Raw genomic sequence first — 12,852 nt, 5'->3', positions numbered from 1 at the left:
CCGGGGGACCGCCTGTCAGGCCCTCTGCTGAGCCGGGGAACGACCGAAGATCAGGCCCAGGACGAGCATTCCCGCACCCAATGCAAGGTGCAGAACGTTGTCAGCCATGTTGACGGGTACGAAGTTCCCTGCCGATTCCTCACCGAAGAAGAGGCCGTAGACGAACAGCACCAGATAGATCACGCCGCCCCAGACCAGGAACGACTTCGCACCGGCGGCGTTCCTGCCGAGAAGCAGACCCGCCACGCCGAAGAGCAGGTGCACCACATTGTGTAGAACGGAGACCTGGAATATCCCCAGGAGCATGGCATGCGAACCGTGCCCGGCCATCGCCATGCCGTCAGAGGTGATACCCGGGACGAATCCCAGAACGCCGACCACCAGAAAGACGGCGCCGACCGCAAGGGCGATCACTTGCACAGGAGACTTGCCTGCGAACACATTGCTGGACATTTCGAACTCCTCACCTTCTCAGCGCGACGCAGTGTCGCACCCTGCGGCGGACGACGCCGCCGACGGGACCATCCCGTGACAGTGATTCGGAGCGGGGCGGACAACGGATTGGGCCCCGGAGAAATCTCCGGGGCCCGCCGTCATCCGAGTGCCTCCACCAGTACCGGCTTGGTGGTGGGTTGCGGCGAGCCGCCGGCAGGTTCCACGGTCATGCCGAGGAAGGCGGCGTCGCCGATACCTCCGGGGAGCTCATTCCAGGTGGATGTCGTCCCCGAGGCGCTGACCAGCCCCGCCGCTTTGGCGGACCCCGCGGAATCGATGAGCCACAACTCGTAGCTCTTGCCCTGCGGCGCGGGTTTCATCCCGAGCGTCATGACTCCCGCCAGCGACTCCGCACGGGAGTGGGCGATCAGAACCGTCGACCCGTCCGGTCCCTTTATCTGCCGCACTGAGGCATCCGGAGCCGCGACGATCCTGCTCAAGGCCTCGGCCGGCGTCCCCTGGCTCGCCGCCAGTTGCCGCACGGCTTCGTCGCGCTGCCCACGCATCTGGATTCCCCAGACGCCGGCGCCGACCGCGGCGACCGCCAGCAGGGCGGCCGCCGCGAGCAGCCACGGCGAAGACGAACGACGTCGGCGGTCAAGCTCGACGACGGGTGCCACGGCCGGAGCGGGCACCGCCTCCGGGTCCGGGGCTGCGGGCGCTTCGTGCACCTCGGAAACCTCCGACACGGCGGCCTCCAGCTGGGGGGTCACGGCGATCTGCGCCATGAGACGGTCCTTGAGACCGGACGGCGGGGCGACCGGCGTGGTGCCCGCGGCCAGCAGCGCCGCAACCTGACTGAGTTCCCTGGCTTCCTCCGTCAAAGGCAGGCCGGGAGCCGCGGCCGCTTCGAAGCGGCGGCGCTCGTCGTCGTCCACGGCATTGAGCGCATAGGCGCCGGTCAGCAGATGCAATTGATCATCCATGGCCAACTCCTAACGTGTCTCTCAGACGGATCATGCCGTCACGAATTCTGGTCTTCACAGTACCGAGGGGCAGGCCCAGTTCCTGGGCCACCTCCCCGTAACTGAAACCGCCGTAGTACGCGAGTTTGATGGCCTGACGCTGCACCTCGGTCAACGACTCCATGGCCCGGTGGACCCGCTCGCTCTCCAGGGCCACCTGCACCTGGTGTTCCACGTCGTCGTAACTCTCGCGGAACTCCTTGATCCCCTCACGCAGCTCGCGTTCCAGCGTCGCCTGGGCCGAGCGGACCCGGTCCACGGCCCTGCGATGGGCCATCACGGTGATCCAGGCGCGGGCCCGTCCACGGTCCGCATCGAAGCGCTTGGCCTGCTGCCAGACCTCGAGGAACACCTCCTGGGTGACCTCCTCGCTTTGCGCCGGGTCCCGAAGCACCCTGAGCACGAGTCCATGGACCTGTGGCGCCAGGGCATCATAGAGACGCCCGAAGGCCGCCTGATCCCCTCGCGCCACCTTGCCCATCAACTCATCGACGTCGTCTCCCGGCGTCGCCCCGCTTCCAGCATGTGGCATGTGCACCACTGTCTCACGCCTGGTCATGGTCCCGACTCATGTCTTCTTCCTCACGGCTCGGATCCGGGTGATGGCCGTCCGTCCGGCCATCACCCGGCGGGGATCACTTGGCCGGGGGCATCAGCACGGAGTCCACCAGATACACGGTGGCGTTGGCGGTGCGGACACCACCGCAGATCACGTTGGCGCCATTGACCTTCAGGCTGTCGCCCGAGCCGGACACGGTGAGCTTCTGACCCTCCACCGTGGTGTGGGTGCCCGCGATCGAGGCCGGCTCGATCTGGCCCGGGACCACGTGGTAGGTCAGGATCTTGCTCAGCGTGGCGCTGTCCGTCTTCAGCCCGTCAATGGTCTTCGCATCGATCTTGGCGAAGGCGCTGTCCACCGGCGCGAAGACGGTGAACTCGCTCGAGTCAAGCGTGTTCACGAGGTTCACCTTCGGGTTGAGCTTCCCGGAGACCGCCTGGACCAGGGTCTTCAGCAAGGGATTGTGTGAGGCCGCGACCGCCACCGGATCGGCCGACATGCCTTCCACCGACGCCGGACCGCTCGGGTTGGCGGCGGCGTAGGCCTGGCAGCCGGGGCCGACGAGGCCTGCGGACGGGTCCATGGAGGACTGGGTGGCGCTCGGGCTCATCGAGGGCATGTCCGGCATGGATGAGGACGACGACGATGCCGTCCCGCCACCACCTCCACAGGCCGCCAGGCCCAGGGTTGCGGCCATGCTCAGGCCGATGAGAACCGTTCCGCGCTGGATCTTCTTCATGACGTGCTCCTTGTCCGGGTGCCCGGTCCACGACGTCTTCGTGGCCGGTGTGTGCAGATACTTCGGAGCGGGAACCTGTTCGGATTGGCGGCAATCCGGATCGAGTGTCCGCGCCGAACCCTGGACATGAATGCGAACATCCTCATCGGCTTCCTGGGCGGGCTCATCACGGGCATCTCCCCCTGCATCCTGCCGGTCCTGCCGGTCATTTTCGTCTCGGGCGGCGTGGACAGCGCACGACCAGGCCAGAGCGCCGGGCCTCCGGACGGGAAGGCCGCGGCGCTGACCTCACGCTGGCGGCCGTATCAGGTCATCGCCGGGCTGGCGCTCAGCTTCAGTGTCTTCACCCTGCTGGGTTCGCTGATCCTCGGGTTCCTCGGCTTGCCCCAGGACCTCTTCCGCTGGGCCGGCATCGCGGTGTTGTGCCTGGTGGGCCTCGGCATGATCATCCCGAAGCTGGAGGAATGGCTTGAGCGGCCCTTCTCCTGGATCCCTCGGAGGCAGGTGGACGCCCGGCGGCGAGGAGGTTTCGGGCTCGGCCTGGCCCTGGGCGCGGTGTTCGTGCCCTGCGCCGGCCCGGTGCTCGCCGCCATCGCGGTCTCCGGCGCGACTGGACGGATCGGACCGGAGACGCTCGCACTCACCCTGTCCTTCGCCGTCGGTGTCTGCATTCCTTTGCTCGCCTTCGCCCTCGCCGGCCGCCGGCTGGGCGAGCGGCTGAAAGCCTTCCGCCGTCGGCAGCGCGGCATCAGGATCACCGCGGGCGCGCTCATGATCGCCCTCGCAGCAGGCCTCGCACTCGATCTTCCGGCCGCCGTCCAACGGCTCATCCCGGACTACACGGCCGGCATCCAGGAGAAATTGAGTCCCGTGTCCGGCACTCCCCTGGACCTGGGCGGGCTCGTGACCGATCAGAACAAGGACCTCTCCCGCTGCACCCAGGGGGCCACGGAACTGGAGAACTGTGGTCAGGCCCCGGCGCTTCAGAACGTGACGGCCTGGCTCGGATCCGCACCGCTCAGCCTGCAACAGCTCAAGGGCAAGGTGGTCCTGCTCGATTTCTGGGCCTATTCCTGCATCAACTGCCAGCGGTCGCTCCCCCACATCATCGCGCTGGACAAGGCGTACCGCGCGGCGGGGCTGCAGGTGATCGGCGTGCACACCCCCGAGTACTCCTTCGAACGGGAGCAGGGGAACGTGGCCGCCGGGATGAAAGCCCACGGCATCGAGTACCCGGTGGCCATGGACAACTCCTATGCGAACTGGACCGCCTACCGGAACCGCTTCTGGCCGGCGCAGTACCTCATCGACGCCGAGGGCACCGTACGGCATATCCAGCAGGGCGAGGGAGGCTACGCGACCACGGAGAAGCTGATCCGCTCGCTGCTGAGCTCGGCGCAGCCCGGGGTCTCCCTGCCTGCTGCGGTGGAAAACGGCGCGGATGCGTCGGCCGTTCCGGCCGACACGACGCGCGAGACCTTCCTCGGGGTGGCCAAACAGGTCAACTATTCCGGTTCGCAGCCCTACCGGTCCGGCGTCTCGGCCTTCTCCTACCCTTCCGCCCAGCCCGCGGATTCCTTCGCTTTGACGGGCAGCTGGCTCCTGGAATCACAACGGATCACCGCCCGGCCCAGTGGGGGCATGCCGTCGGGCGTCCGCTTGAACTATCACGCCCGTCAGGTTCAGCTCGTGGCCGGAGGAACCGGCAGTCTCACCCTGACGACGCCGGCCGGGACGCAGCGCATCGCGGTGGACGGCCCGCCCGGATCCAAAGTTCTCGTCAACACGGATTCTCTGAGGAGCGGCACACTCGAAGTGGCTCCGAGCGCCGGAGTCCAGCTGTACTCCTTCACCTTCGGCTGAGAGGAGCCCCGGGAGGGCCTTGTGGTTGCTCAGACCTGAGCGACATGGTTCCCAGGAAACGACGAAACCCCCGGTCCGAAGACCGGGGGTTTCTCTGGCGGAGAATGGGGGATTTGAACCCCCGAGGGCGTTAACCCAACACGCGTTCCAGGCGTGCGCCATAGGCCGCTAGGCGAATTCTCCATTGCAATCGGCTCGAAACGAACCAAAAGCAGACTCAACTATATCCGAGTTTCACCGGAGATCCCAATCGGGGTTCCTTGTGCACTTTCAACTTGTCTATACAGGTGGGAGACTGACGGCGGGAACCGCCGTCGCATACGGCCACCCGGCACCTCGACCCCTCCCGAAATGAGCCTCATGAGCATCCCAGGACCTCCCCGCAGGACCGATCTGATCGTCGTCGGCGCCGGCATCGCAGCCGACACCATCTCCGGACTGTGAGGCTCCCCCACGGAGGGGACTCCCCCGGTTCGATTCACCCCGTGACATCGGGTAAACTTCTTGACGACCCCTCACGTGGCGTCATCCTGCTGAACTCCCCCAGGACCGGAAGGTAGCAAGGGTAAGTGGGCTCTGGCGGGTGCGTGAGGGGTCTTCTCATACCCCCAGGCGTCCTGCGGGACCCTGTGCGCCGTCTTCTTTGTCAGCCTCGATTGGTAGGGTTTCTCTGTGACCCAAGCCAGCGCCCTCTACCGCAGATACCGGCCGGACAACTTCGCGGACGTGATCGGCCAGGAGCACGTCACGGTCCCCCTCATGACCGCCCTGAAGAAGAACCGCGTGAACCATGCGTACCTCTTCTCCGGCCCGCGCGGCTGCGGCAAGACCACTTCCGCCCGTATTCTGGCGCGCTGCTTGAACTGCGAGCAGGGCCCTACGGACACGCCCTGTGGCGTGTGCCCCAGTTGCGTGGAGCTCGCCCGGGGCGGTGCCGGCTCCCTCGACGTCATCGAGATCGACGCCGCCAGCCACGGTGGCGTCGACGACGCCCGTGATCTGCGCGAGCGTGCCACCTTCGCACCGGCCAGGGACCGCTACAAGATCTTCATCATCGACGAGGCCCACATGGTCACTTCGGCGGGTTTCAACGCCCTGCTGAAGATCGTGGAGGAACCGCCGGAACACATCAAGTTCATCTTCGCCACCACGGAGCCGGACAAGGTCATCGGCACCATCCGTTCCAGGACCCACCACTATCCGTTCCGCCTGGTCCCGCCCGAGCCTTTGCTGGCCTATCTGGAACAACTCTGCGAGCAGGAGAACGTGCCAGTGGCCCCGGGCGTCCTTTCGCTCGTGATCCGTGCCGGCGGTGGCTCGGTCCGTGATTCGCTCTCCGTGCTGGACCAGCTCATGGCGGGTGCCGGGCCCCAGGGGCTGGACTACGAACTGGCGGTCTCGCTGCTGGGCTACACGCACGCCTCGCTGCTCGACGACGTCGTCGACGCGGTCGCGGCGCACGACTCCGCCACGGTGTTCCGGGCTGTCGACCGTGTCCTGCAGACCGGTCACGATCCCCGCCGCTTCGTGGAGGATCTCCTGGAGCGTTTCCGGGATCTGATCATCGTGCAGGCCATGCCGGACAGCGCGGCCACGATCCTGCGGGGGATGCCGCAGGACCAGATCGCCCGGATGCGCCAGCAGGCACTCTCTCTCGGTCCCGCCGAGCTGTCCCGTGCCGCCGACGTGACGAATGCCGCGCTGAGCGAGATGACGGGAGCGACTTCTCCGCGCCTGCACCTGGAACTGTTGTGTGCACGCCTCATGCTCCCGGCTGCCGACTCCACGGAGCGCGGCGCCGCGGCCCGGCTGGACGCCCTGGAACGCCGTCTGACGCTCGGCGGCGCACCGCAAACGGCCCCACAGCCTTCCCGAGCAGCAGAGCCTTCCCGAGCACCACAGCCTTCGTCCGTCCCGCGCGAGAACATCGCCCGCGAGACACCGGCCAGCGAGGCACCGGCGGTCCGCGTCCGGTCATCCGAGGAACCGCTGCGGCAGGAGCCCTCGCGCCAGGAGTCGGCCCCTCAGGAGACCGCGCGCAACGCCGACGCCGAGCCGGCACCCGATCAACAGCGGCAGCCCCAGCAGGCACCGCCCCAGCAAATACCAACGCAGCAAACGCCGCCCCAGCAAACGCCGTCGTCGGACGCTCCGCAGCCATCGGACGTCCGGCCCTCACAGGACGTCCCGCCGGCGTCAGTCCCCTCAGCGCCCCGGCCGGCACCCGCCGGGGGCGGCGATGTGGAAGCTCTCCGGCGGTCCTGGCCCCAGATACTGGACAGGCTCGGCAAGATCAAGAGGAGCACCTGGGCTCTCGTGGCCCCGAATGCGACGGTCGCCCGGCTCGACGGCGACGCCCTGGTCCTCTCCTTCACCACGCCCGGCCTGGCCGGTGCGTTCGGACGCGGGGATCACAAGCTGCATCTCCAGACAGCGGTCAAGGACATTCTGGGAATGGACTGCCGTGTGGAGGCCGTCGCGGGCGACGCGGCGGCCCCGCCGCCCTCCTTCCAGCCGTCGGCGCCCCGGGAGGAGGACGCACCGCCTCCGGCACCCCGAGCCGCGGAGGAACCGGCGGGTTGGGATGATTCCCCAAAAGCGCCGGCTAGCCGAGTAAGCACCCCACCGGCTGGCGGCCCCGCGGATCGGAACGAGGCACGGGTGGCCTCCCGGGAGGAATCCCATCCCCTGGACGCTCCGCGCGATGAGGATGCCCCTCCGCTGGACGAGGAACCGCCGTACGACGACGGCCCCTCGGGCTGGAGCGGTGCCTCACCGGCCGCATCACGGCCTGCCGCGACGAAGGCACCACGGACGGCGCCGGTTGAAGCCGCCGTCGAGCCGGCTCCGCTCCCGGTGGACGATCCCTGGTCCCGTGCCCGGGAACAGTCACCGGGCCGCTGGACCGTCGGGACCGAAAGCAACGTCAGCGCCGGGAACACCGGTGTCGTCGACGCTGCGGCCGGCACCCCGGCCGAACCGTCGGAACCGGTCGACGACGACGCCGAGCAGGAACCAGGAGACGCCGAGGCGCCGTCCGAGGATCCGTGGGCGGCACCCATGCAGGAGACGGTGCCTTCTCCTGCGGCGCCCGCCGATGCACCGTCTCCCGGCATGCCCTCCCACCATGCTCCGGGCGAGTCCGAGGACCGGGGCGGGCAGAGTCTGTACCAGAGACTCTCCAGCAGTCCCCAGGCCCAGCGGGCCCGAGAGGAAGCGCGTCATCAGCAAGGCGGAGCGACGGCCGCGCCTGAAGCGCCACCGTCTTCGGGCTATGCCGAAGACGAGATCAGCGCCGATGATGAGACCATCGAGGAATCGACGACGTTCGGCCGCAAGGCCGTGGAACGCCTGCTCAATGGGACCCTCATCGAGGAGACCACCCTGGACGGGCAACCCATCATCCGTCGCTGACCACCATGTTTGAAGAGAGGACGCCGTGTACGAGGGCGCAGTTCAGGAGCTGATCGACGAGCTCGGCCGTTTGCCGGGGATCGGCCCCAAGTCCGCTCAGCGGCTGGCATTCCACATCCTCGAGGCCGACGCCGGGGACATGCAGAAACTCGCCGAAGCCATCACCGCGGTCAAGACCCGCGTGAAGTTCTGCAGCATCTGCGGCAACGTCTCCGAACAGGACACCTGCAGTATCTGCCGCGACCCGCGGCGCGATGCGAGCGTGATCTGTGTGGTCGAGGAGTCCAAGGACGTCATGGCCGTTGAGCGCACCCGGAGTTTCCGGGGCCGTTACCACGTGCTGGGTGGCGCCATCAGCCCGATCGACGGGATCGGGCCGGAGAAACTGCGGGTTCGCGAACTCCTGACCCGGCTCTCGGACGACACTGTGCAGGAGATCATCATCGCGACGGACCCGAACGTCGAAGGTGAAGCCACCGCCACCTACCTGATCCGGACGCTCAAGCCTCTGGGCATCACGGTGACCCGGCTGGCTTCGGGCCTGCCCGTCGGCGGAGACCTGGAATACGCGGACGAGGCCACCTTGGGCCGCGCCTTCGCCGGGCGCCTGTCGGTCTGACGCAGACCACGCCGAAGCCGGCCCAGGCCTGCGGCTAGGCTGGCCGCATGGACCTCAACCCCATCCGCACCGAACGACTCCTGTTGCGACCGGTCGTTGCGGCCGACGAAGCCTGCATCGCAGCACTCCGCAGCAGCGAAGAGGTGACCCGCTACCTCTCCCACGGTCCGCTGGATCACGACAGCGTCAGGGAGCGGCTTGCCCGCGTCATCGAGTCCGCCCGGGCATCCACGGTCACCGTATTCCAGCACAGCTGGGTCATCGAACGCCGGGATGGCGGCGAGATGATCGGCGAAGGCAACGTCTGGACCAGCAGGAACCCACCCGAGCCGGGCCGGCTGGAGCCTGGTCAGGCCATGCTCGGCTACGTCCTGAGCCCGGCCCACCATCGGAAGGGATACGGCCGCGAGGCCGCCCGCGCCCTGGTGTCCTGGCTCTTCACGGAACGGGACATCCAGACGGTCTTCGCAGCGGTCTTCGCCCCCAATCTGGCCTCGCAGGCGCTCCTGGCGGGCCTCGGGTTCGCCCCGGATCTGCACTTCACGGCGGAACAGGATCAAAGTGGCAAGGGCCTGGCCTCGATCCGTTTCCGGCTGGACCGTGCGAACGCCGACTGGTGGCCGTCCACTATCTGAGTCATATTTTCCACCCTTCGAGACGACGGCGATAAAATGGCTCCAGACGGCCTGTGCCCGCACGCGCCGCAATCGACGGACGCAGAGGTCCAGCCACCCGCAGAAACCGGCGCCACCGGTGCCCGACCAGTAAGGGTCCATGCATGAGCCTGCCCACCAGTGAGCTGCCCGCAGCAGAACTGACCACCGAGCCCGGAGCTGCTCAGCAGAGCGCCGGAGCCGGGATCACCAAGCAACTCATCGTGCAGAAGTTCGGAGGCTCTTCCGTGGCCGATGCCGCGGGCATCAAACGTGTCGCGGACCGGGTGGTGGCAGCACGCGAGGCCGGCAACGACGTCGTCGTGGTCGTATCCGCCATGGGCGACACCACCGACGAACTGCTGGACCTCGCCGGTCAGGTGACCGACGGCGCCCCGGCGCGCGAGATGGACATGCTCCTCTCGGCCGGCGAGCGCATCTCGATGTCACTGCTCTCCATGGCCATCAACAACAAGGGGGCCGTGGCGCAGTCGTTCACGGGCTCTCAGGCAGGCATGTACACGGACGCGATCCACGGCAAGGCACGGATTATCGACGTCGACCCGCACCGTGTCCGGACCGCGCTGGACAAGGGCCACATTGCGATCGTGGCCGGTTTCCAGGGCATGAGCCAGGACACCCACGACATCACGACGCTGGGCCGGGGCGGCTCGGACACTACCGCCGTCGCCCTGGCCGCCGCGCTCGATGCGGATGTCTGCGAGATCTACACGGACGTGGACGGTGTCTTCACCGCCGACCCGCGCGTGGTCTCCGCCGCCCAGAAGATCGGCACCATCTCCAGCGAGGAGATGCTGGAACTGGCCGCATCCGGTGCCAAGATCCTGCACCTGCGCTGCGTGGAGTACGCCCGCCGTTTCGGTGTGCCGCTGCACGTGCGTTCATCCTTCAGCCAGAACGAGGGCACCTGGGTCCTGCCCAGCCCCGATGACAAGATCACCATCAAAGAGGGAGTTGCCTTGGAGCAGCCAATCATCTCCGGCGTCGCGCACGACCGTTCCGAAGCCAAGGTCACCGTGGTGGGCGTCCCGGACATCCCGGGCAAGGCCGCTGCGATCTTCCAGGTGATCGCGAAGGCGCACTCGAACATCGACATGATCGTGCAGAACGTGTCCACCAAGGGCACCGGCCACACGGACATCTCCTTCACCCTCCCGATCGTGGAGGGCGCGGACGCCCTGGACGCGCTCCGGGCGGCGCAGGGCGAGATCGGCTTCGAAAGCATCGACTACAACGCCGAAATCGGCAAGCTCTCCCTGATCGGCGCGGGCATGCGTTCCCACCCCGGCGTCTCCGCGACCTTCTTCAAGGCGCTCTCGGATGCGGGCATCAACATCGACATGATCTCCACCTCGGAGATCCGGATCTCCGTGGTCACCCGCGCGGATCTTCTGGATGACGCGGTGCGCGCCATCCACAAGGCCTTCGAGCTCGACGGCGACGCAGCGGCCACCGTCTACGGCGGCACCGGCCGCTGAGGCTCCCCCGCGCAGCCCCTCTGCCGAGCCCGCTAGTTGCGTGCCGCCCCGCTCACTTCGTGCGCGGTCTCGCACCCGGCTAGCGGGCTCGGCTCATTCAGCGGCTCGGCTCAGTGGGCAGGTCGGCACATTGGGCGGACCCGGCACATTGGGCAGGCTCAGCTCAGTGGACAGGTCGGCCACCGGACAGTCAGGAGTGTTCTCGCCGGCCGCCCTCTTCGTGGCCCCTCCGGACCGCATAGTGATGCCCCAGGGAGTCCGTCTCGATCTCGAAAGTCCGGAGCTCTTCCTCCGAGGCCTCCTCGAAGGCGTCGTGCTTGTGAACCACCGGGGTGTCCGCATCGCTGCGGTTCGCCGGGCCGAAGAGCTTCTTGGCCTTCTCGGTCAGATGCATGAACTTGTCGGTACGCGTGGTCATGGCAACCACCTCCTGTGAGCGCCGGACGGTCTTTCCGCTCCTGCGCCTGACAACTATTTTAAGTCCGGAGCCGCCGGAAAGACCCTGCCGTCAAAGGATTCAGCGTGCCCGGCTCAGCGCAGGGAGTGGTCTTCAGGGTTCCTGGAGACCACATAGCTGCTGCCATCCGGCCGCGTCACGGTCTCCCATTGGCGGGTCTCCGCTTCACGCTGGATCAGGAGAGCCTTGTTCTCCTCGGTCATCTCATGGTCCAGAGCGCTTCGATTGGCAGGGCCGAACACCACCCTGAGTTTGCCCGTGGCGCGCATGAAACGCTGTGCGAAGTTGTCCTGAGCCATCATTTCTCCCCGGTTCGCGGATGTCCTGACTCATCCAGCATAGCAATATACTTAGTGCACTAAGTAATTGTCGATGCGCCGGCCGATAGGATGAACGCTGTGGATGTGGCTGCGGACGAGGATCTCACCCTCGAGAACCAATTGTGTTTCGCCCTCACGGTGGCCTCCCGAACCGTGGTGCAGGCCTACCGCCCCGTTCTGGAGCCCCTCGGCCTGACACATCCCCAGTACCTGGTGATGCTGGCCCTGTGGGATCACAACCCTCTGAGCGTGAAGAAGGTCAGCGCCCAACTGCTGCACGAACCGGCCACCATCTCTCCTCTGCTGAAACGCCTCGAGGACATGGGCTACGTGCGCCGGACCCCCAACGTCCAGGATGCGCGCGCCCTCGACGTCGAGCTGACGGCGGCAGGCGCCGCCCTCAAGGAACGCGCCCGGGCGGTCCCACCCGCCATGCTGGCCCGCCTCAAACTCAGCCGCGAAGAAGTCCGGGTACTCAACAAGGCCATGCACAACCTCATCGAGGCCGCCACCTCCGAGGACTGAGTTCCCCTCCGGGCTTACGCTGGGGGTATGGAATTCCGCAAAGGCACGCGGTCCCTGACGGCCGCTTCACGCGCCCTCACCATCGGCGCGCTCCTGATGCTCGGGCTGTCGGCCTGCGGCTCACCCGCCACGAGCCCATCCCCTTCGTCCGGAGGCACGGCACCGGACGTCACCGGCTCCCCGACGCCTACGCCGTCGTCGGCCGCTCCCTCCATGCCTGAGACGTCGTCCTCGCCCGGCACCTCCACCTCGCCGGGTACCCCGAGCGGCGCCGACGCCATCAGTCTCACCGTGGCCCGCGTTGATCAGCCCGGAGCGGCCACCGTCACGCTGCGACTGGAATGCCGGGCGGGCAAAGCCGCCGCTGGGTCCACGGTTCCGGATCCAGCCGCAGCCTGCGCGCTCCTGAACAGCCAGCCCGGCCTGCTCGGCCCGGCGCAGAAACCCGGCACCGCATGCACCGATCTCTACGGTGGTCCGGAGACCGCCAGGGTCACGGGCACCCTGAACGGCAAGCCCGTGGAAGCGAAGCTGTCCCGGACCAACGGTTGCAGCACCGCCCAATGGACCGCCCTGGCTCCGCTCCTCGGCAGCTCCGGCGGCGTATAACCTCGGCCGAGTTCGTGGGGTTGGGGGGGGGGGGGGGGGGCAACCCCCCCCCCCCCCCCCCCCCCCCCCCACACCCGGGGCCGCCGGCCCGCCCCCCCCCCGACCCCCCCCCACGCCCCGCGCGGCGGTATGGGG

Annotated in this window: 13 protein-coding genes, 1 tRNA gene and 1 other RNA gene; 8 read left to right on the top strand and 7 right to left on the bottom strand. The window is 67.6% G+C overall.

Annotation, left to right across the window (positions count from 1 at the left end; translation table 11 throughout):
• Positions 1 to 15: 15 nt before the first annotated feature.
• The 4 genes from ACIPXZ_RS14230 to ACIPXZ_RS14215 form a co-directional block, all read right to left on the bottom strand.
• The gene (locus tag ACIPXZ_RS14230; RefSeq protein ID WP_400595420.1) at positions 16 to 453 is read right to left on the bottom strand and encodes a DUF4383 domain-containing protein; all 438 of its coding nucleotides are present in this window, start codon (positions 451 to 453) and stop codon (positions 16 to 18) included.
• Between the two features lie 140 nt (positions 454 to 593).
• A complete protein-coding gene (locus ACIPXZ_RS14225; protein WP_400595418.1) occupies positions 594 to 1,421 on the bottom strand; it encodes an anti-sigma factor domain-containing protein in 828 nt (275 codons plus the stop codon).
• Entirely contained in the window at positions 1,414 to 1,992 is a 579-nt protein-coding gene (gene sigK / locus ACIPXZ_RS14220; RefSeq protein ID WP_400595416.1) for an ECF RNA polymerase sigma factor SigK, read from the bottom strand. The genes ACIPXZ_RS14225 and sigK overlap by 8 nt, the downstream gene beginning before the upstream one ends.
• Positions 1,993 to 2,095: 103 nt before the next feature.
• Positions 2,096 to 2,758: a fasciclin domain-containing protein gene (locus tag ACIPXZ_RS14215; protein WP_400595414.1), complete on the bottom strand. Its 663-nt coding sequence runs from the start codon at positions 2,756 to 2,758 to the stop codon at positions 2,096 to 2,098.
• 126 nt (positions 2,759 to 2,884) lie between these two features.
• Between ACIPXZ_RS14215 and ACIPXZ_RS14210 the strand changes: the two genes are divergently transcribed.
• Positions 2,885 to 4,621, top strand: a complete 1,737-nt coding sequence (locus ACIPXZ_RS14210) for a cytochrome c biogenesis protein CcdA (protein WP_400595412.1) — start codon at positions 2,885 to 2,887, stop codon at positions 4,619 to 4,621.
• Positions 4,622 to 4,716: 95 nt separating this feature from the next.
• Here the strand turns inward: ACIPXZ_RS14210 and ACIPXZ_RS14205 are convergent.
• Positions 4,717 to 4,804 (bottom strand) — tRNA-Ser (locus tag ACIPXZ_RS14205).
• Between the two features lie 323 nt (positions 4,805 to 5,127).
• On the opposite strand from ACIPXZ_RS14205, the gene ffs reads away from it, so the two are divergent.
• The 5 genes from ffs to ACIPXZ_RS14180 all read left to right on the top strand — a co-directional run bounded on the left by ffs (position 5,128) and on the right by ACIPXZ_RS14180 (position 10,806).
• Positions 5,128 to 5,224, top strand: an RNA gene (gene ffs, locus ACIPXZ_RS14200) — signal recognition particle sRNA small type.
• 69 nt (positions 5,225 to 5,293) lie between these two features.
• On the top strand, positions 5,294 to 8,035 hold the full coding sequence (locus tag ACIPXZ_RS14195; RefSeq protein ID WP_400595410.1) for a DNA polymerase III subunit gamma and tau: 2,742 nt from the start codon (positions 5,294 to 5,296) through the stop codon (positions 8,033 to 8,035).
• A gap of 25 nt (positions 8,036 to 8,060) precedes the next feature.
• Entirely contained in the window at positions 8,061 to 8,654 is a 594-nt protein-coding gene (gene recR / locus ACIPXZ_RS14190) for a recombination mediator RecR (RefSeq protein WP_400595408.1), read from the top strand.
• Positions 8,655 to 8,701: 47 nt separating this feature from the next.
• Positions 8,702 to 9,289 carry a GNAT family N-acetyltransferase gene (locus tag ACIPXZ_RS14185; RefSeq protein ID WP_400595406.1) on the top strand — a complete coding sequence of 196 codons (588 nt, stop codon included), beginning with the start codon at positions 8,702 to 8,704 and terminating at the stop codon, positions 9,287 to 9,289.
• A gap of 143 nt (positions 9,290 to 9,432) precedes the next feature.
• Positions 9,433 to 10,806 carry an aspartate kinase gene (locus ACIPXZ_RS14180; RefSeq protein WP_400595404.1) on the top strand — a complete coding sequence of 458 codons (1,374 nt, stop codon included), beginning with the start codon at positions 9,433 to 9,435 and terminating at the stop codon, positions 10,804 to 10,806.
• Positions 10,807 to 10,996: 190 nt separating this feature from the next.
• On the opposite strand, the gene ACIPXZ_RS14175 is transcribed toward ACIPXZ_RS14180, so the two are convergent.
• Together ACIPXZ_RS14175 and ACIPXZ_RS14170 are read right to left on the bottom strand one after the other, a co-directional pair.
• On the bottom strand, positions 10,997 to 11,224 hold the full coding sequence (locus ACIPXZ_RS14175) for a hypothetical protein (protein WP_400595402.1): 228 nt from the start codon (positions 11,222 to 11,224) through the stop codon (positions 10,997 to 10,999).
• A 113-nt stretch (positions 11,225 to 11,337) separates the two neighbouring features.
• Positions 11,338 to 11,562, bottom strand: a complete 225-nt coding sequence (locus tag ACIPXZ_RS14170) for a hypothetical protein (protein WP_400595400.1) — start codon at positions 11,560 to 11,562, stop codon at positions 11,338 to 11,340.
• Positions 11,563 to 11,652: 90 nt separating this feature from the next.
• On the opposite strand from ACIPXZ_RS14170, the gene ACIPXZ_RS14165 reads away from it, so the two are divergent.
• A complete protein-coding gene (locus tag ACIPXZ_RS14165; RefSeq protein ID WP_400595398.1) occupies positions 11,653 to 12,108 on the top strand; it encodes a MarR family winged helix-turn-helix transcriptional regulator in 456 nt (151 codons plus the stop codon).
• Between the two features lie 27 nt (positions 12,109 to 12,135).
• The gene (locus tag ACIPXZ_RS14160) at positions 12,136 to 12,717 is read left to right on the top strand and encodes a serine protease inhibitor (protein ID WP_400595396.1); all 582 of its coding nucleotides are present in this window, start codon (positions 12,136 to 12,138) and stop codon (positions 12,715 to 12,717) included.
• Positions 12,718 to 12,852: the final 135 nt, after the last annotated feature.

Source organism: Arthrobacter sp. NPDC090010, assembly GCF_044748305.1.
Taxonomy (GTDB): Bacteria; Actinomycetota; Actinomycetes; order Actinomycetales; family Micrococcaceae; genus Arthrobacter_E.
The sequence above is the reverse complement of the archived record's forward strand: the minus strand, read 5'-3'. Positions and strand labels throughout refer to the sequence as shown.